At 67.1% G+C, this 18,158-nt stretch carries 19 protein-coding genes and 1 other RNA gene; 5 read left to right on the top strand and 15 right to left on the bottom strand.

Annotated elements, in window-relative coordinates; genetic code table 11:
- Window positions 1-77: 77 nt before the first annotated feature.
- The 10 genes from PKB_RS05505 to PKB_RS05545 all read right to left on the bottom strand — a co-directional run bounded on the left by PKB_RS05505 (window position 78) and on the right by PKB_RS05545 (window position 10,779).
- The gene (locus PKB_RS05505; protein WP_043249711.1) at window positions 78-554 is read right to left on the bottom strand and encodes an ester cyclase; all 477 of its coding nucleotides are present in this window, start codon (window positions 552-554) and stop codon (window positions 78-80) included.
- 134 nt (window positions 555-688) lie between these two features.
- Window positions 689-2,200, bottom strand: coding sequence for an APC family permease (locus PKB_RS05510; RefSeq protein ID WP_052355185.1), 1,512 nt, complete (start codon window positions 2,198-2,200; stop codon window positions 689-691).
- Window positions 2,201-2,444: 244 nt separating this feature from the next.
- Window positions 2,445-3,869: a gamma-aminobutyraldehyde dehydrogenase gene (locus PKB_RS05515; protein WP_043249713.1), complete on the bottom strand. Its 1,425-nt coding sequence runs from the start codon at window positions 3,867-3,869 to the stop codon at window positions 2,445-2,447.
- A gap of 94 nt (window positions 3,870-3,963) precedes the next feature.
- Complete coding sequence (locus tag PKB_RS05520) at window positions 3,964-4,770, bottom strand: ABC transporter permease (protein ID WP_043249716.1); 807 nt, start codon at window positions 4,768-4,770, stop codon at window positions 3,964-3,966.
- On the bottom strand, window positions 4,760-5,710 hold the full coding sequence (locus PKB_RS05525) for an ABC transporter permease (protein ID WP_043249719.1): 951 nt from the start codon (window positions 5,708-5,710) through the stop codon (window positions 4,760-4,762). Before PKB_RS05525 ends, PKB_RS05520 begins: the two co-directional genes overlap by 11 nt.
- Before the next feature lies 1 nt (window position 5,711).
- Window positions 5,712-6,740 carry an ABC transporter ATP-binding protein gene (locus PKB_RS05530; protein WP_043249722.1) on the bottom strand — a complete coding sequence of 343 codons (1,029 nt, stop codon included), beginning with the start codon at window positions 6,738-6,740 and terminating at the stop codon, window positions 5,712-5,714.
- Between the two features lie 95 nt (window positions 6,741-6,835).
- A non-coding RNA gene (locus PKB_RS28955) (sX9 sRNA) lies at window positions 6,836-6,911 on the bottom strand.
- A 61-nt stretch (window positions 6,912-6,972) separates the two neighbouring features.
- A complete protein-coding gene (gene ydcS / locus PKB_RS05535; protein WP_043249724.1) occupies window positions 6,973-8,118 on the bottom strand; it encodes a putative ABC transporter substrate-binding protein YdcS in 1,146 nt (381 codons plus the stop codon).
- 118 nt (window positions 8,119-8,236) lie between these two features.
- On the bottom strand, window positions 8,237-9,745 hold the full coding sequence (locus PKB_RS05540) for a gamma-aminobutyraldehyde dehydrogenase (RefSeq protein ID WP_052355186.1): 1,509 nt from the start codon (window positions 9,743-9,745) through the stop codon (window positions 8,237-8,239).
- 122 nt (window positions 9,746-9,867) lie between these two features.
- Complete coding sequence (locus PKB_RS05545) at window positions 9,868-10,779, bottom strand: LysR family transcriptional regulator (RefSeq protein ID WP_043256967.1); 912 nt, start codon at window positions 10,777-10,779, stop codon at window positions 9,868-9,870.
- A 316-nt stretch (window positions 10,780-11,095) separates the two neighbouring features.
- On the opposite strand from PKB_RS05545, the gene PKB_RS05550 reads away from it, so the two are divergent.
- Together PKB_RS05550 and PKB_RS05555 are read left to right on the top strand one after the other, a co-directional pair.
- The gene (locus PKB_RS05550; RefSeq protein ID WP_043249726.1) at window positions 11,096-11,803 is read left to right on the top strand and encodes a tellurite resistance TerB family protein; all 708 of its coding nucleotides are present in this window, start codon (window positions 11,096-11,098) and stop codon (window positions 11,801-11,803) included.
- 85 nt (window positions 11,804-11,888) lie between these two features.
- Window positions 11,889-12,605: a DUF533 domain-containing protein gene (locus tag PKB_RS05555; protein ID WP_043249728.1), complete on the top strand. Its 717-nt coding sequence runs from the start codon at window positions 11,889-11,891 to the stop codon at window positions 12,603-12,605.
- Window positions 12,606-12,736: 131 nt separating this feature from the next.
- Here PKB_RS05555 and PKB_RS05560 read toward each other — a convergent pair whose 3' ends face one another.
- The 3 genes from PKB_RS05560 to PKB_RS05570 are packed head-to-tail and all read right to left on the bottom strand — an operon-like array spanning window position 12,737 to window position 14,086.
- Complete coding sequence (locus PKB_RS05560) at window positions 12,737-12,964, bottom strand: DUF2798 domain-containing protein (RefSeq protein ID WP_043249730.1); 228 nt, start codon at window positions 12,962-12,964, stop codon at window positions 12,737-12,739.
- Entirely contained in the window at window positions 12,961-13,554 is a 594-nt protein-coding gene (locus PKB_RS05565; RefSeq protein WP_043249731.1) for a flavodoxin family protein, read from the bottom strand. Before PKB_RS05565 ends, PKB_RS05560 begins: the two co-directional genes overlap by 4 nt.
- 34 nt (window positions 13,555-13,588) lie before the next feature.
- Window positions 13,589-14,086, bottom strand: coding sequence for a DUF2938 domain-containing protein (locus PKB_RS05570; RefSeq protein ID WP_052355187.1), 498 nt, complete (start codon window positions 14,084-14,086; stop codon window positions 13,589-13,591).
- An 83-nt stretch (window positions 14,087-14,169) separates the two neighbouring features.
- On the opposite strand from PKB_RS05570, the gene PKB_RS05575 reads away from it, so the two are divergent.
- On the top strand, window positions 14,170-14,604 hold the full coding sequence (locus PKB_RS05575) for a helix-turn-helix domain-containing protein (protein ID WP_043249733.1): 435 nt from the start codon (window positions 14,170-14,172) through the stop codon (window positions 14,602-14,604).
- A 124-nt stretch (window positions 14,605-14,728) separates the two neighbouring features.
- On the opposite strand, the gene PKB_RS05580 is transcribed toward PKB_RS05575, so the two are convergent.
- The gene (locus PKB_RS05580; protein WP_043249735.1) at window positions 14,729-15,157 is read right to left on the bottom strand and encodes a c-type cytochrome; all 429 of its coding nucleotides are present in this window, start codon (window positions 15,155-15,157) and stop codon (window positions 14,729-14,731) included.
- A gap of 425 nt (window positions 15,158-15,582) precedes the next feature.
- Window positions 15,583-16,263: a gamma-glutamylcyclotransferase gene (locus tag PKB_RS05585; protein ID WP_043249737.1), complete on the bottom strand. Its 681-nt coding sequence runs from the start codon at window positions 16,261-16,263 to the stop codon at window positions 15,583-15,585.
- Window positions 16,264-16,491: 228 nt separating this feature from the next.
- Between PKB_RS05585 and PKB_RS05590 the strand changes: the two genes are divergently transcribed.
- Together PKB_RS05590 and eco are read left to right on the top strand one after the other, a co-directional pair.
- Window positions 16,492-17,316 carry a type 2 periplasmic-binding domain-containing protein gene (locus tag PKB_RS05590; protein WP_156957990.1) on the top strand — a complete coding sequence of 275 codons (825 nt, stop codon included), beginning with the start codon at window positions 16,492-16,494 and terminating at the stop codon, window positions 17,314-17,316.
- 261 nt (window positions 17,317-17,577) lie between these two features.
- A complete protein-coding gene (gene eco, locus PKB_RS05595; protein WP_043249741.1) occupies window positions 17,578-18,060 on the top strand; it encodes a serine protease inhibitor ecotin in 483 nt (160 codons plus the stop codon).
- Window positions 18,061-18,158 lie beyond the last annotated feature (98 nt).

An 18,158-nucleotide genomic window follows, 5' to 3' on the forward strand; every position in this document is an offset into this window, starting at 1 on the left:
TCGGCCGCTCTGGCAAAAGCCTGAGCGGCCGATTGCGAAGGTGGCGGAACGGGCGTGTCGCCCCGCCAGCCGAAGGCTTACCAGCCTAATTGTTTGTGCAGGCCCAGGGCATCGTAGTAATCGCCCTGGTAGACGATCTTGCCGCCCTTCACCTTCACGAAGCTCACACCGTCGAACGACAGCGGCTTGTTGGTCGCCGGGGTCTGGGCATCCCAGGCGCCGGTGTTGGTGCCGCTGAAGGTCCACTGGAAGGCGATGCCGTCCTTGCTGACGATGGGCGTGCCGTTCATTTTCCACTTCAGGTCCGGCACGGCGTTGACGAACACCTTGATCACGTTGTCGCGCGCGGCGTCGTGGCCTTTCTGCGGGGTGCCGACGGTGACGTCGAAGTACTCCACGTCCTTGGCCATGTAGCTGGCCGCCTTCTCGGCATCGTGGGCGTTCCACGCGGCCATGTAGGCGTCGACGATCTTTTTCGGGTTGTCAGCCGCCTGGGCGAGGCCGGCGAGTGTGAACAGCGACAGCAGGAACAACGCTCTGATGAGGTGACGCATGCTTGCCTCCGTTGCGGGCACCGCCCGCGGGTGTTGGGCCTTTGGCCCGGGTTCGGCGCGCCGGCATTACTGCGTGCCGGCGCACCTGGAACGCTGCCGCCGGTCACGCTCTCACGCGGCCGGCGGCGGGTGCATCAGGCGGCTTCGGCCGCGCCGGCACCCTTGGCGGTAGTGCGGCCGCTGACCTTCCAGGCGTCGCCGGCGGGGGCGTTTCCACGGTCGTACGGCTTGCGCAGCCACATGTACACCAGGCCTGCGCCGATCACGATCAGCGTAGTCAGGACCATCGCGTAGTTGATGTACCAGGGCGAAGCCGGGCTACGCGGCCAGGCCATGTTGACGATCGCACCCACGCCATAGAGCAGGGCGCCGATGTTGACCAGCGTGCCCCACTTGCCGAGGGTGAACTGGCCGCTCGGCACCCAGCCGCGGGCACGGGCGAAGAGGGCGGCGGCGACGATCATCTGGAAGGCCAGGTAGATGCCGATGGCGGCGAAGCTGACGATGGTCGCCACGGCGTCCTCCAGCACGAAGCCCAGGGCGATGATCGCTGCGGGAATCACGCCGCAGGTGATCAGCGCCGGCACCGGCACGTGGGTGTTGGGCGACAGGCGCTTGAGCAGGCCGCTGCCGATCACCATCTCGTCCCGCGCATAAGCGTAGAGCAGGCGGCTGGCGGCGGCTTGCAGGCTGATCACGCAGGAGACGAAGGACACGGTCACCACGGCCATCACCACGCGCGAGCCGATCGGGCCGAAGGCGTTGTTGAGGATGGTGCCGACCGGGTCGGTGTCCTTGCCGGAGATCACCGCAGCCATGTCCGGCACGGCCAGGATCAGCGCCAGGCAAGCGAACATCGCCGCCACGCCGCCGATGTAGATGGTCATGCGCATGGCCTTGGGAATGCGCTTGCTCGGGTTCGGGGTTTCCTCGGCGACGTCGCCGCAGGCCTCGAAGCCGTAGTACAGGAACATCCCGGCCAGGGAGGCGGTGAGGAACGCCGGCAGGTAGGAGCCTTCAGCCGAGCCGATGCCGAAGGTGTCGAACAGCGCGCTGAACGGCTGGTGACGTTCGAACAGCAGCAGGTACACGCCCACCACGACCGCGCCGGCCAGTTCGCAGAGGAAGCCGAACATGGCGATGCGCGCCAGGGTCTTGGTGCCGCTGAGGTTGATCAGCGTGGCCAGCAGGGTCAGCACCAGGGCGACGTAGATGTTGGTCGTCGAGCTGGGCGCGAAGCCGAGCATGGCGGCGATGTACGGGCCGGCGCCGACGGCGACCGCGGCGATGGTCACGCACAGGGCGCAGGCGTAGATCCAGCCCACCATCCAGGCCCAGCGCTTGCCGACCAGGCGACGCGCCCAGGGGTAGACGCCACCGGAAATCGGGAACTGCGAAACCACTTCGCCGAAGACCAGGCAGACCAGCAGCTGGCCGAGGCCGATCAGCAGGTACGACCAGAACATCGGCGGGCCGCCTGCGGCGAGGCACAGGCCGAACAGGGTGTAGACGCCCACGACGGGCGACAGGTAGGTGAAGCCCAGGGCGAAGTTCTCCCACAGGCTCATGGTGCGATTGAAGTTGGACGTGTAGCCCAGCGCGCGCAGTTGTTCTGCGTCGCGATCGGCTGCGGATGGCGTGCTCATTCGTTTTCCCTCGTTTAGGAAGGCAGCGTTGGCGGTGGTGACCGGCCGACGAGATCGTCTGCCTGTGCCCCTGCGGGCTGTTCTTGTTGTCGAGCTTGGTTAGCCGGCGTGGCCCGAATGGCGACCCGCCAGGTGAATCACCCGAAGCTCCCCTGCTTCGGGGGCGCGGCCTACGCGCCGCACCGTGCGCCGGTTGGCCCACGGGAGCGGCAGGTGCCGGCCCCGTGGACGCACCGGATGGAACTCAGTGCTTGAACATCACGTGACGGATGGCGGTGTAGTCCTCCAGGCCGTACATGGACATGTCCTTGCCGTAGCCGGAGAGCTTCATGCCGCCGTGCGGCATCTCGGTGGTCAGCATGAAGTGGGTGTTGACCCAGGTGCAGCCGTACTGCAGGCGCGCGGCCAGGCGATGGGCGCGGCCGATGTCGCTGGTCCACACCGAGGAAGCCAGGCCGTAGTCGGAGTCGTTGGCCCAGGCCAGGGCTTGGGCTTCGTCGTCGAACTCGGTGACCGAGACCACCGGGCCGAAGATTTCGCGGCGGACCACTTCGTCGTCCTGGCGGGCGCCGGCGAGAACGGTCGGCTCGAAGAAGAAGCCCGGACGGTCGGCACGCTTGCCGCCGGTGACCACCTCGATGTGCGGCTGCTGGCGGGCGCGCTCGACGAAGCCGATGACACGCTCCAGGTGCTGCTCGGTGATGACCGGGCCGAGCTCGGTGTTCGGGTCGTCCTGCTCGCCGTACTGGATGCTGCCGACGGCCTCGCCGAGCTTTTGCACGAACTTGGCGTAGATGCCTTTCTGCGCGTAGATGCGACAGGCGGCGGTGCAGTCTTGCCCGGCGTTGTAGAAGCCGAAGGTGCGGATGCCTTCCACGGCGGCGTCGATGTCGGCGTCGTCGAAGATGATCACCGGGGCCTTGCCGCCCAGTTCCATGTGCATGCGCTTAACGGTGTCGGCGGTGCCGGCGATGATGCGGCTGCCGGTGGCGACCGAGCCGGTCAGCGAGACCATGCGCACTTTCGGGTGGGTGGTCAGCGGCTCGCCGACGGTCGGGCCGCGGCCGAAGACCACGTTGACCACGCCGGCGGGGAAGATCTCGGCCATCAGTTCGGCCAGGCGCAGGGCGGTCAGCGGGGTCTGCTCGGAGGGCTTGAGGACCACGGTGTTGCCGGCAGCCAGGGCCGGGCCGAGTTTCCACGCGACCATCATCAGCGGGTAGTTCCACGGCGCGATGGAGGCGACCACGCCGATCGGGTCGCGGCGGATCATCGAGGTGTGGCCGGGCAGGTATTCGCCGGCGGCGGAACCTTGCAGGCAACGGCTGGCGCCGGCGAAGAAGCGGAACACGTCGGCGATGGCCGGCAGCTCGTCGTTCAGCGCGGCGCTGTAGGGCTTGCCGCAGTTGTTCGATTCCAGACGGGCCAGTTCTTCGGCGTTGGCGTCGATGGCGTCGGCCAGCTTGAGCAGCAGCAGGGAGCGGTCTTTCGGGGCGGTCTGCGACCAGCTGTCGAAGGCGGCGTCGGCGGCCAGTACGGCGGCATCGACCTGGGCCGTGGTAGCTTCGGCGATCTCTACCAGGGCGGTGCCCAGGGAGGGGTTCAGGACGGCGAGTTTCTCGCCTTCGCCGGCGACCAGTTGGCCGTTGATCAGCAGTTTGGTTTGCATGGGATCGGTCCTCTTTCAGGAGCAGGGTGCAAGGTCGTCGTTATCGTTCTTGTAGGGGCTGGCCGGACAGCTGGCCGGCCAACCTGAGGGGTTCTTACTTGCCGCTCCCGGCCACGCCTTCGCCGCCCTTGGTCAGGTAGTAGGCGCCGAGGATCGGCAGCATGGTCACCATCATCACCAGCATGGCCACCACGTTGGTCACCGGGACGTCGCGCGGGCGGGTCAGCTGGTTGAGCAGCCAGATCGGCAGGGTGCGTTCGTGGCCGGCGGTGAAGGTGGTCACGATGATCTCGTCGAAGGACAGCGCGAAGGCGAGCATGCCGCCGGCCAGCAGCGCCGAGCCGAGGTTCGGCAGGATCACGTAGCGGAAGGTCTGCCAGCCGTCGGCGCCCAGGTCCATCGAGGCTTCGATGAGGCTGTGCGAGGTGCGGCGGAAGCGCGCGATGACGTTGTTGTAGACGATCACCACGCAGAAGGTCGCGTGGCCGATGACGATGGTCAGGAAGCCCGGCTCGATGCCGAGGGTCTTGAACGCCGACAGCAGCGCGATGCCGGTGATGATGCCGGGCAGGGCGATCGGCAGGATCAGCATCAGCGAGATGCCTTCCTTGCCGAAGAAGTCGCGGCGGTACAGCGCGGCCGCGGCCAGGGTGCCCAGGACCATCGCGATCAGCGTGGCGATGCAGGCGATCTTCAACGACAGAGTGATCGACTCCAGCACGTCCTGGCGGGCGAAGGCGACGCTGAACCAGTGCAGGGTGAAGCCCTGCGGCGGGAAGCTGAACGCGGCGTCTTCGGTGTTGAAGGCGTACATGAAGATGATCAGGATCGGGAAGTGCAGGAACACCAGCCCGCCCCAGGCGGCCGCTTTCAGGCCGAAGGAAGCTTTCTCAGAGTGCATCGAAGGCCCCCAGACGCTTGACGATGGACAGGTAGACGGCGATCAGCACGATCGGCACCAGGGTGAAGGCGGCGGCCATCGGCATGTTGCCGATCGCGCCCTGCTGGGCGTAGACCATGCTGCCGATGAAGTAGCCGGGCGGGCCGATCAGCTGCGGCACGATGAAGTCGCCCAGGGTCAGGCTGAAGGTGAAGATCGAGCCGGCGGCGATGCCCGGGATCGACAGCGGCAGGATGACCTGGAAGAAGGTCTGCCGCGGGTGCGCGCCGAGGTCCGCGCTGGCTTGCAGCAGCGACGGCGGCAGGCGCTCCAGGGAGGCCTGGATCGGCAGGATCATGAACGGCAGCCAGATGTAGACGAACACCAGGAAGCGCCCCAGGTGCGAGGTCGACAGGGTGTTGCCGCCCACGCCCGGCAGGCCCAGCAGCAGGTTCAGCAGGCCTTCCAGGCCCATGTGCTGGATGAACCACTGGGCGACGCCGCCCTTGGCCAGCAGCAGGGTCCAGGCGTAGGCCTTGACGATATAGCTCGCCCACATCGGCATCATCACGGCGATGTAGAAGAACGCCTTGGTTTTACCGGTGGTGTAGCGCGCCATGTAGTAGGCGATGGGGAAGGCCACCACGCCACTGGCGATGGACACCGCGACCGCCATCACCAGGGTGCGCTGGATGATGTCGAAGTTGGCCGGGTTGAACAGGTTGGCGAAGTTCGCCCAGGTCAGGTCCGGCGTCACCGTCATGGTGAAGTCGTCGAAGGTGTAGAAACCCTGCCACATCAGGGTCAGCAGCGAGCCCAGGTAGATCGCGCCGAACCACAGCAGCGGCGGCACCAGCAGCAGCGACAGGTACAGGTTGGGCTTGCGGTAGAGCAGGTTCGACAGCCGGCGCAGCGGGCCGTTGCCCGCTACTGGCCGCTCGGCGTTGAGCGTCAGTTCCATCTCACGCGCCCTCGTGCAGGGCCACCATGGCCTCGCGCGCCCAGCGCGCGGTCACGCGCTGCCCCGGCTGGTGGGCGAGGGTGGCGGCGTCCCACTGGTTGTTGGCCTGGCTCAGGCAGAGGTTCTGGCCGTTGTCGAGACGGATCTCGTAGCGGGTGGCCGAGCCCTGGTACTGGATATCGTGCAGCAGGCCGCTGATCTCCACGTCCGAGGCGCTGCGCTCGCCGCTGGCGAAACGGATGTGCTCGGGACGGATGGAGAAGGGCTGCGGATTGCCGGCAATCAGGGTGGCGAGGTCGCCGCGCAGCACGTTGGAGGTGCCGACGAACTCGGCGACGAAGGGCGTGGCCGGCTTCATGTACAGGTTGCGCGGGGTGTCGACCTGCTCGATGCGGCCCTTGTTGAACACGGCCACGCGGTCGGACATGGACAGCGCTTCGCCCTGGTCGTGGGTCACGAAGATGAAGGTGATGCCGAGCTGGCGCTGCAGCTTCTTCAGTTCGCTCTGCATCTGCTCGCGCAGCTTGAGGTCCAGTGCGCCGAGCGGTTCGTCCAGCAGCAGTACGCGCGGACGGTTCACCAGGGCGCGGGCCAGGGCCACGCGCTGGCGCTGGCCGCCGGAGAGCTGGGCCGGCTTGCGGCTGCCGTAGCCGCCGAGGGCGACCATGCCCAGGGCCTCTTCGGCGCGGGCCAGGCGCTCGGCCTTGGCCACGCCTTTCACCTTCAGGCCGTAGGCGACGTTCTCCAGCACGTTCATGTGCGGGAAGAGCGCGTAGTCCTGGAACACGGTGTTGACGTCGCGCTGGTACGGCGGAAGGCCGGCGGCCTCCTCGCCATGGATGCGGATGGAGCCTGCGGTGGGTTGCTCGAAACCGGCGATCAGGCGCAGGCAGGTGGTCTTGCCGGAACCGGAAGGGCCGAGCATGGAGAAGAACTCGCCGTCCTTGATGTCGATGGACACCTGGTCAACAGCCTTCACGTCGCCGAACTGGCGGGAGACCTGGGTGAATTGAACAGCGGGGGTGGTCATGGTGCACGCTCCAAGGGGCAGGACGTCGGCGCGCGAAGGCCCTGCCCGTGAATCTGATTACGGGTGAAACGAATTGAATCGGAGAGACGAAAAGTCGTTCAGGGAGCGTCGCGAGCAGGCCCTCAGCCGCGTCCGGCCAGCGCACAGGAACCGCAGCGTACTTCAGTACGTGAGGATTCCGAGCACTGCCCGGGCGCGGATCAGGGCCGCACAGCAGCTACCTGGATGACTTTTAACGGCCGCCCATGATCGCGATGTAGTCCTGGGTCCAGCGGCTGTAGGGGACGAACTTGCCGCCCTCGGCCTGCGGGGTTTTCCAGAAGGCGATCTTGCTGAACTGCTCGAAGCCGTTGGTGGCGCAGCCTTCGGCGCCCAGCAGGGTGCTGGCCTTGCAGCCTTCGGGCGCGGCCGGGACCGAGCCGAACCAGGCGGCGACGTCGCCCTGGACCTTGGGTTCCAGCGACCAGTTCATCCACTTGTAGGCGCAGTTCGGGTGCGCGGCTTCGGCGTGCATCATGGTGGTGTCGGCCCAGCCGGTGGCGCCTTCTTTCGGGAAGACCGAGGCGATCGGCTGCTTCTCGCCTTTCAGCGAGTTGACCTGGTACGGCCAGGAGCCGGAAGCGGCCACGCCTTCGTTCTTGAAGTCGCTCATCTGCACGGTCGCGTCGTGCCAGTAGCGGTGGATCAGCGAGTGCTGCTTGCGCAGCAGGTCGAGCACCGCGCTGTACTGCGCTTCGGTCAGCTGGTAGGGGTCCTGGATGCCCAGGGCCGGCTGGGTGGCCTTCAGGTAGAGGGCGGCGTCGGCGATGTAGATCGGGCCATCGTAGGCCTGCACGCGGCCCTTGTTCGGCTTGCCGTCAGGCAGGTTCTGCGGCTCGAAGACCACGGCCCAGCTGTCCGGCGCCTTCGGGAAGACCTTGGTGCTGTACATCAGCACATTCGGGCCCCACTGGTAGGGGGTGCCGTAGGTCTTGCCGCTGACGGTGTACCAGGGCGCGTTCTGCAGGCGCTGGTCGACGTTCTTCCAGTTGGGGATCAGCGAGGTGTCGATCGGCTGCACGCGCTTGCCGTAGATCAGGCGCAGGGAGGCGTCGCCCGAAGCGGTGACCAGGTCGTAGCCGCCCTTGGCCATCAGGCTGACCATCTCGTCGGAGGTGGCGGCGGTCTTCACGTTGACCTGGCAGCCGGTGTCCTTCTCGAACTGGGTGACCCAGTCGTAGGCCTTGTCGGACTGGCCGCGTTCGATGTAGCCCGGCCAGGCGATGATGTCCAGGCGGCCTTCACCGGCACCGACGGCCTTGGCGGCGTCGGCCGCCTGTACGCCGGCGCTGGCCAGCAGGGCGGTGGTGATGGCGCTGAGCAGTGCTGTCTTGCGCATGTGGAACTCCCTCGTTGTTGTCTCTATTGGTGGGGCAGTGATCAATCGAGCAACTCGCCTCGTACGGCCGGGCCGTCGGGCGTTTTTTGTGTACCGGCGGGCGTGCCCGCCGGGTCGTTCAATCCAGGCGGTCGCCGTGGCGGGCCATGATGTGGCGCACCACGCTGTAGTCCTGCAGCGAGTCGCTGGACAGGTCCTTGCCGTAGCCCGAGCGCTTGAGGCCGCCGTGCGGCATTTCGCTGGCGAGCATGAAATGGGTGTTGATCCAGGTGCAGCCGTACTGCAGGCGGTTGGCGATCTGGAAGGCCTTGTCCAGGTTCTGCGTCCACACCGAGGAAGCCAGGCCGTATTCGGAGTCGTTGGCCCAGTCCACCGCCTGTTCCAGCTGGTCGAAGCGGGTCACGGTGACGACCGGACCGAACACCTCGCGCTGGACGATCTCGTCCTGCTGCTTGCAGCCGGCCAGCAGGGTCGGCTGGTAGTAGTAGCCGGGGCCGGAATGCACGGCGGCGCCGGTGACGCGCTCGATGTGCGGCTGGCCGAGGGCGCGTTCGACGAAGCTGGCCACGCGGTCGCGCTGGCGGGCGCTGATCAGCGGGCTGATCTCGTTGTCCTGGTCGCGCTTGCGGGCGAAGCGGATGCCCGATACGGCGTCGCCGAGTTCGGCCACCAGGCGGTCGTGGATGCCGGCCTGGGCATAGATGCGGCAGGCGGCGGTGCAGTCCTGGCCGGCGTTGTAGTAGCCGTGGGTGCGGATGCCCTGGACCACGGCTTCGAGGTCGGCGTCGTTGCAGACGATCACCGGCGCCTTGCCGCCCAGTTCCAGGTGGGTGCGCTTCAAGGTGCGCGCGGCGGCCTGGAGGATCTTCTGCCCGGTGACGATATCGCCGGTCAGCGACACCATGCGCACCTTGGCGTGGCTGACCAGGTGGCTGCCGACGCTCTCGCCGCCGCCGCAGACGATGTTGAGCACGCCGGGCGGAAGGATGTCGGCCAGCGCCGGGGCGAGGGCCAGGATCGACAGCGGAGTGTGCTCGGAAGGCTTGAACACCAGGGTGTTGCCGGCGGCCAGGGCCGGGGCGATCTTCCACGCCGCCATCATCAGCGGGTAGTTCCAGGGCGCGATGGAGGCCACCACGCCGACCGGGTCGCGGCGCACCATGCTGGTGTGCCCGGGGATGTATTCGCCGGCCAGTTGGCCTTGCTGGCAGCGCACGGCGCCGGCGAAGAAGCGGAACACGTCGGCGGTGGCGGGGATGTCGTCCTGCCGCGCCAGGTGCAGCGGCTTGCCGCAGTTCAGGGCTTCGAGGCGGGCGAGGGTGTCGGCGCGCTTGTCGATGGCATCGGCGATGGCCAGCAGCGCGGCGGAGCGTTGTGCGGGGGTGGTGCGGGACCAGGAAGGAAAGGCGCGGTTCGCCGCTTCGATGGCGCTTTCCAGCTGCTCCAGCGAGGCGTCGGCGACGGCGACCAGGGTGTCGCCGCTGGCGGGGTTGAGGATGGCCTCTGCCATGCCCTGGCCGACCGTCAGCTGACCGTCGATCAGCAGCTCGGTGTGCAGGGTCGGGATAGTCGCAGCGGCATTCATCTTCGCGGCTCTTTTCTTCTCGGTCTTGTTGTCGGGGGCCATGTTTGTGCTCCGGTCGGGCTGCCCGGAATAGGCCCTTTTATATGGAACGAGAGACTAGAGTCCGGGCTTGAGGTCGACAAATTCTAAATACTGAAAGTGGCCTTCGATTAAATCGAATGCTGCTAGATCGAAGGCCGCTTGGCGTTCGGTTGTTCTCGGGCGACGGTAAGGAACGGGTCGACCAGCGCCGGGCGCGCGGTGCCGCGACGCCAGGCCAGGCCCACGTCCAGCGGCTCGCTGAGGTCCACCAGCGGACGCGCCTCGATGATGTCGCCTTCCAGCGACCAGGGGCGGTAGGTCATGTCGGGCTGGATCGATAGGCCCAGGCCGGCCGCCACCAGGCTTCGCACGGCTTCCACGGAGGCGGTGCGCAGCGTTACCTGCGGGATCAGGCCGGCGCGCGACCAGATGCGCTGGGTGTGCAGGCCCATCTCGTCGGCGTTGAGCTGGATCAGCGGTTCGCCGGCAACGTCCGCCAGGCCGATGCTGTCGCGCTCCAGCAAAGGATGCTGCGCCGGCAGCCAGAGGCGGTGCGGCGAGTGGGTCAGCACCTCGGTCTGCAGCGCGTGGCGGTCCTCCAGGTTGGAAAGGATGAGCACGCCGACGTCGATCTCGCCGCTTACCAGCAGGTGTTCGATATAGGGGCGCTCGTCCTCTACCACGCGGGTCTGCACGTTGGGGTAGGCACGCTGGAAGCGGTTGATCAGGTCGGCCAGGTAATAGCCGGCGACCAGGCTGGTCACGCCTATGGTCAGGTGCCCGGCGACCTGGTCGGTGCTCTGCTGCAGGCTGCGCTTGGCGTTCTCCACCGTGGCGAGGATCAGGTGCGCCTGGCGCAGGAACTGGTGGCCCTGGTGGGTCAGGGTCATGCCCTTGGCGTGGCGCTCGAACAGGCGCACGCCGATCTCTTCCTCCAGCTGCTGGATGGCCAGGGTCAGGGTCGATTGGGAAATGAACACCGCCTGCGCGGCGGCAGAGATCGAACCGGTCTCGGCGACGGCGATGAAATGGCGGATCTGGCGCAGGGTCATCATGGTGGCGGGGCCGCTGACGAGGTGTGGGCAGAATGCCGCCATCGCGGGCGGCACTCCAGGCCTGGTTGATAGGCTTTATCGAAAATCTATAGGAGCATTCTTTTTATTCGAATGAAAGCGCTGGTTTTTGTAGGAGCGGATCTCATCCGCGAACCGCGCCGGGGCTCTGCCTATCGCGGATAAGATCCGCTCCTACGGGCGATGTATGAAGCTGCCTTCCACCCTGTCAGCAATATCCCGAAGCACACTGCGCCTGGGGGCATGCCGTGGTGGCGGCTAGAGTCGAAGGCTTCGACCCTCGACCCAGGAGATCGCCATGAACACCCGTGGCCTGCTCGACCAACTGCTCAAATCCGGCCAGGACCTGCTGCAGAACAAGGCCCTCGGCCAGTCCGAGGACCGCCGTTCTCCCGGCAAGGGCCTGGACGTTTCCAGCCTGCTCTCCGGCGCCGGCGGCGGTGCCCTGGCGGCCGGAGCCCTCGGCCTGCTGCTGGGCAGCAAGAAGGCGCGCAAGGTCGGCGGCAAGGTCGTCACCTACGGCGGCCTGGCCGCTCTGGGCGTGCTTGCCTACAAGGCCTACGGCAACTGGCAGCGCCAGCAGGCCAGCGCGCCGCGCGGCGAACCGCAGACCCTCGACCGCCTGCCGCCGGCGGAAGTGGAAGTGCACAGCCAGGCGATCCTCACTGCGCTGGTGGCAGCGGCCAAGGCCGACGGCCATATAGACGCGCGCGAACGCCATCTCATCGACGGCGAGATCGCCAAGCTCACCAGCGACGGCCAACTGCAGGACTGGCTCGACCGCGAGCTGGCCAAGCCGCTCGACCCGCGCGAGGTGGCGCGTGCCGCGCGCAGCGGCGAAATGGCCGCCGAGATGTACCTGGCCAGCCTGCTGATGGTCGACGAGGAGAGCTACATGGAGCGCGCCTACCTCGACGAACTGGCGCGCCAGCTGAGCCTCGACCCGGCCCTCAAGGCCGAGCTGGAAAGCCAGGCCAGCCGCGCCCTGCAAGCCGCCCAGGGCTGAGCTGCGAGCCCCGGCTGGACGGTCATGGCGCAAACGCCAGCCGGGACTATCGTTGCCTGACCGCAACCACGGCGAGGGCGCCGCCATGAACACCACCGATCTGCTCGAACAACTTCTGCAAGCCGGCCAGGGCTCGATGGCGCAACAGGGCGGCGGAGGCGGCGGAATGGGCGGCCTTGGCGGGTTGCTCGGTGGTTTGCTGGGCGGCGCTTCCGGCGGTGGCGGTTCGAGTGGCGGCCTCGGAGGGCTGGGCGACGTACTTGGCAGCGTGCTGGGCGGAGGTGGCAGCCCACAGGGGCGCTCGTCAGGCGGTGGCACCAACTACGCCATGCTCGCCTCCCTAGGCATGATGGCGTTCCAGGCCTACCAGAGCTGGCAGCGGCAACAGCAGTCGGCCGCGCCGCAACAGGCGCCACGCACCGTCGACCAGCTTTCCGGCGACGACGCCGAAGCCCACAGCCACGCCATCCTTATCGCCCTGATCGCCGCCGCCAAAGCCGATGGGCGCATCGACGACAAGGAAAAACAGGCGATCTACGCCGAGATCAACCGCCATGCCGGCGAGCCCGAACTGCAGTCCTGGCTCGATCAAGAAGTGCAGAAGCCCCTCGATGCCGCCGACGTGGCCCAGGCCGCACAGGGCGAAGCGGGCCTCGCCGCCGAGATGTACCTGGCCAGCGTGATGCTGGTGGACGACCAGCAGGACGCCGAACGCAACTACCTCGACGAACTGGCCTACCAGCTGGGGCTGGACCCGACGCTGCAGGCGCACCTGGAAGACCAGGCCAAAGGCCAAGCCTGAATCCCCCTGTGGGATCGCGCGTTCAACCCTCGCTGTAGGAGCGGGCCATGCCCGCGATTCGCGCGCGTGGCGCGCTCCTACAATGTCCTCGGCAGGCGAATGGCCACCTTGTGTTTATCCGCCAACCCGCCTCACGCCGGCCGCACCAGCCTCTCCACCAGCCGCCGGGTCAGCGGCGAGATCAGCAGCACCAGCGGAAAGGCCAGCGCCCACGCCGAGAGCCAGCCGCCCATCCACAGGCTCGCGAAGTTCGGCACCAGCCCCATCGTGCGGAAGGTGGCGACGCCGCTGACCATCAGCGACATCACTCCCGAGAGAATCAGCGCGAACAGCAGCGGCGCGTAGCGACGGGCGATCATGCCAGCACCTCCTGGGCGATCCCGGCGGGCTGGCCCTGGTGCAGGCGCATCAAGGTGTCGGCGAAGTTGCGGCCGAACAGCCGCGCCGTACGGATATCCCCGGCGGGGAAGGCATGCCCCGGCGAGCCCTTGTCGGCCTGGGCCATCAGCCCGGTCCAGGAGCCGAGGCGGTTGGCCGCTTCCTCGTAAGGCACGCCCAGGTGCTGCTCGGGCAGGATCGGATTGCCGACCCAGAGCATCCCGTGCTGCATGCAGAAGGTGAACAGCGACATCAGCGTCGACTGCTTGTCACCGGCCGGCAGCGCCGAAACGGTGAAGCCGGAGGCCAGCCGCCCCTGCAGCAGCTGCTTGCTCCACAGGCGCCCGGTCGAGTCCATGAAAGCCTTCAGCGGCGCGGAAACGCCGCCCAGGTAGGTGGGCGAACCGAGGATGAAACCGTCGAAGCGCAGCAGCGCATCCGCTTCGGTGGCCTGCGCCGGCAACAGGTGTGCGCGGACGCAGCCGGTTTCCTCGAGGCCAGCGGCTATGTGTTCGGCGATGTGCTGGGTGTGCCCCTGGGCACTGTGGTAGATCACGGCGACTTGCTTCATGGCGAAACTCCGATGGGGTGGGACGAGCGAGGGTTCAGGCCAGCAACCAGGCGCAGGGCAGGGCGGCGAGGTACAGGCCGAGGCCGAACACGCCGTGGTTGGCCAGGCTGCGCAGGCAGTTGGCGCGTGGCGTCGGCGTCTTGCGGGCGAGCAGGCCGGCGCCCATGGCCGGCTGGATCAGCAGCAGCGGCACGGCGACAGTGGCCAGGCCGACTACGAGGGCGGGCAGCAGGCTCGGGCTGCGCCCCCAGGCAAGGCCTTCGATGGCGAGCAACAGGGCGGCGAAGGCGATGCCGGTGACGTAGTGCATCAGCCAGCCCAGCGCGAGTTCGCCGCGCACTGGCTCGGCGCGGGCAATGGCGGTGTGCCGTACCTGGCCGCGTAGCGCGTGACCGACCCAGCGGCCGATGAAGGCCATGCTCAGTGTCTGCACGCCGACGCGCTTGAGGAACATCAGCCAGGCATCCATGACGGCGGTGGCGCCGATGCCGATGAGCGTGGAAAGCAGGATGAATTGCATGATGGAAGCCATGGGACACCTCGTTCCGATTGACCGTTGCGGGCTTTCGGGATCACCCTACAAGTTCAAGTGAACTTGAGGTCAAGAGGTATTCGATGGATATCGCACAGGTGGCCCGACGCTCCGGAGTACCGGCCTCGACCCTGCGCTTCTACGAGGAAAAGGGCCTGATCGTCTCCCTCGCCAAGCCCGGTGAGCGGCGTTACTTCGGCCCGCACATCCTCGACCAGCTGGCGCTGATCTCCCTCGGCCAGGCGGCCGGCTTCAGCCTCGAGGAAATCCGCGCGATGTTCGGCCCGGGCGGCACGCCGGACCTCGACCGCAAGCTGCTCGCGGCCAAGGCCGACGAACTCGACGCCAGCATCCGCCGCCTGCAAGCCATGAGCCGCGGCCTGCGCCACGCCGCCGCCTGCCCGGCGCCCAGCCACGCCGAATGCCCGACCTTCCAGCGCCTGGTCAGGGCTGCAGCCAGCAAGGCCCTGGAGCGCAAGGGCCAACGCCGCAAACCAGGCAGCAAGCTGGCGCCGTAGGATGGGATGAGCGCAGCGAATCCCATGCTGAAGGGCTCTGCGCACCGCAGGCATGGCCCTCTGCGCGGGTGATTTCGCGGATAACAGCCGCTCCTACAGGGTGGCTACGAGTTTGCCGCGTGCGCTAGTTCAGTACCTGCAGGTACTTCTGGATCGCCTCGACTTCCGACTTGGTCGGCAACTTGCCGTGGTCCTGGCTGAATCCCGACGTGCCCCAGTGCGGCATCTCCCCGCTCAGCGGGTTGCCGTTGTCGTCGACGCCCTTCAGCACGGCACGCTCGAAGAGTTCTGTCGTCCAGTCGGAGGCCTTGCCGACCAGTTTCGGTCCCTGGATCGGCATCTTGCCCGGGCCCGTTGCCGACGGGGTGTCCGGGCCATTCATCAGACCGCCCGCGCCGCGCTTTGCAATGCCCAGTTGGATGCTGCCGCCCATGCCGCCCGCCCCATGGCACTGGCTGCAGTTGTCGCGGTAGAGGGTGGCCCCATCCGGCGTGGCCGCAAGGCAGAAGGGCGCGCTTAACAGCACTGCGAGAGCAAGACAGGTGGCTTTCATGGGAGGCCTCCGGACCCTGTGGCGAATGCCATCCGCTGGCCTGGCGGGAGTGCGCACCGGATCCACGGGTACGCGATGCATGGGGCTCTGCGCGACGAAAGAAGGGCTGTGCTGCGACAAGCAGTGCACCCCGGATGAACCGGGGCACACGAGGACGGCAGTGCGGGGAACCACCGCCCTGCACCTGCAGGCATCCAGTCCGTTCCGTGCACTTTCGATACTACCGACGGCCAACCCTGCGTTCTTGATCGGCATCAACAAGCAGGAATGCGCTTTGCCTGCGCGTGCTGGCGCAAGAGGAAAAACCGATGCCATTGCGCCCAACGGCACCACCTGACGAAAGCGCAGCGACGGCCAGGATGCGCCGGCCCTGCAGGAGCGGACCTTGCCCGCGATTCGCGCGCATGGCGGCGCTCCCGCCGGTGTCACCCGATCGCATGCAGTTTGCGCAGCTCCACCGCCATCAGCTTCTGGATCTGCCAGAGGTTGCGGTCGCGGATGCCGCATTCCTCCAGCTTGCCGATGGTGTTGAACGCGTACATTGCCGCCGAACCCCAGTGCCCCGCCGCGCGGGAGAGCACGTTGGCCACCTCTGGCAGCGGCAGGCGGCCGGCGTAGGCGTTGCCCTGCGGAAGCGCCACGAAGGCGAGGGCCTTCAGCTTGCCTTCCGCCGTCTCGACGTTGAGCCAGCGCGGGACGTTGGTGGGTGGGTTGGCGTCGATCTCGCGCTTGAGCAACTGCACGATCTGCCCGTGGTGATCGCCCGACGGCAGGCGGAAAGCGAGGCCCACGCAGGTGCCGCCGCGGTCGAGCGCCAGCATCAGCGCCGGCAGCTCGCGGGTGCCGCGCCAGCGCGTCAGCTTCAGGCAGAAGGAACGATGCCAACCCTTGGCCACGGCGCGGCGCTGTTCGGCTATCGAGAACTCCGGGTTCCAGATCAGCGAGCCATAGGCGAACACCCACAACTGCTCCGGACTGTGTTCGGCCAGCACGGCCGTCGCCATCTGCTCGAACTCCGCATCGGAGTGCTCGCTGGTGCCCGGCTCGGGCCCGGGGTCGGGCTCCGTGCGTTCGACCAGGGCGACGAGGTCGGCGGTCAATTCCATGGTGTTCCCCTGCGCGCGCGTGGACTCGGGAAACCTTAGCCACTGCCGCCGTTGCCATCTCCGCCGGCCGATGTGTGGCCGCGTGCGGGCTTCCGCCGAGTGGCATGCGCGCTGTCATGAAATGAAAAGCCGTTGTCGTCCAATGAAAAAACCAAACGCTGGCGGCTGTTCACTATTTCAGCGATTTAGAACTGTCGTACTCGCTCGAAGCTCCCGTTTCCGGCGAGGTTGTCCCTCAAGTTGTACAAGGGTTTCACTCTGATTTCCGCGCGTTCTACATGGCAGCAGAACCTGCTTCTGCTGGCCGGTTTGCTATTCGTTTTCCCGCCCGCCGTATCGGCGAACAATGCGCCGAGCCCGGTCCTGCGCGTCTGCATCGCCGACCAGGATGTCCCTCCCTTCAGCTACGCCCATTCCGAAAGCCAGGTGCAGCAGGCACTGCGCGCGGCCGCCCGCCGTCACGGCTGGCAGGTGGACTACCGCGTGCGCCCCTGGCTGCGCTGCCAGGTGGAGCTGAGCGCCGGCAAGTTCGATGCGCTGATCCCCATCGCCCCCGCCGAACACAACCTGCAAGCCTTCGTCTTCCCCATGCGCGACGGCAAACCCGACCCGTCCCGCGCGCTGGGAGCAGTGCGCGCCGTGGCGGCGCGCCAGGTCGGCAGCGGCGCCAACTGGGATGGCCAGCAGTTCAGCGGTGTGCAGGGCCCCGTGATCTACCTGCAGGGGATGCAGGCGCTGAGCGAGCAGTTCACCCATGCCGGCGTCGCCGCTGCCAGTACGCGAACCTCGGTGGACATGGTGCGCATGCTGCTCGCCGGGCGTACCAACCTGGTCGTGGATGTCGAGCCGCGCTTGCGCCGGACCCTCGAAGCAGCAGGCGCCAGCGAGCGCGTGCAGATCCTTCCGCAAGTGGTGCTGGAGCGCGACGTCTACCTGGCGGTCAGCCCGCCCTTCTACCGGCAGCACAAGGGCTTCGTCGAAGGTATCTGGCGCGAAACCGCCGGCGCCGACATGCAGGCGGGCGACGCCGGACCGCTCGCCGGCCCCGAATAGCCAGCCCCTGCAGGAGCGAGCTTGCTCGCGAACCTGCGCGCAGCAGGCGAGCCTATTTCTCCTTTCGAGCCAAGGCGCGGCATTGGAGAATCCGGAGCAGCCCAGCGGCTAAAGGCGGAACGAAAGTAGGGTCTTTGCGGTCCCATCCGCTGCATGCCACCTGCCGCTAGCAGTAGCGCTCCGTGAATTGCACCGTTCCACTACGCTGCACGGACGCCTCCTGCGCGGGTGCGTCCGCCGTTCAACCTGCAAGGAGGCTTTATGCCCTTCAGCCGTATCACCCTCACCACCGCCCTGTTGCTCGCGGGCGCCAGCACCCTGGCCAACGCCGCCAAGCTTGAAGACGTGGCGCCTTACCCGAAGGCCGAGGACGGTTTCACGCGCCAGGTCATCCACCTGCCGCAGAAAACCCATGAAGAGAACTTCAAGGTCGAAGTGCTGGCCGGCAAGACCCTGACCGTCGACTGCAACCGCCAGCGCCTGGGCGGCAGCCTGGACGAGAAGACCCTGGAGGGCTGGGGCTACCCCTACTACCGCCTGGAGAAGGTGAGCGGCCCGGCGAGCACGATGATGGCCTGCCCGGACGGCAAGAAGCAGAGCGCTTTCGTGCCGGTGATCGGCGATGGTTTCCTGTTGCGCTACAACAGCAAGCTGCCGATCGTGATCTACGCGCCCAAGGACGTCGAAGTGCGTTACCGCATCTGGTCGGCCTCGGAGACCGTCCAGCACGCCCGCGCCGAGTGATCGGCGCTCCGCCGGGGCGTCAGCCTAGAATGGATTGAACCTGCGGACCCCATGCAGCACCAGGCTTCGAGCCGCAGGCCGTGATGGGGTTCGCTGTG

The organism is Pseudomonas knackmussii B13, assembly GCF_000689415.1.
GTDB lineage: Bacteria > Pseudomonadota > Gammaproteobacteria > Pseudomonadales > Pseudomonadaceae > Pseudomonas > Pseudomonas knackmussii.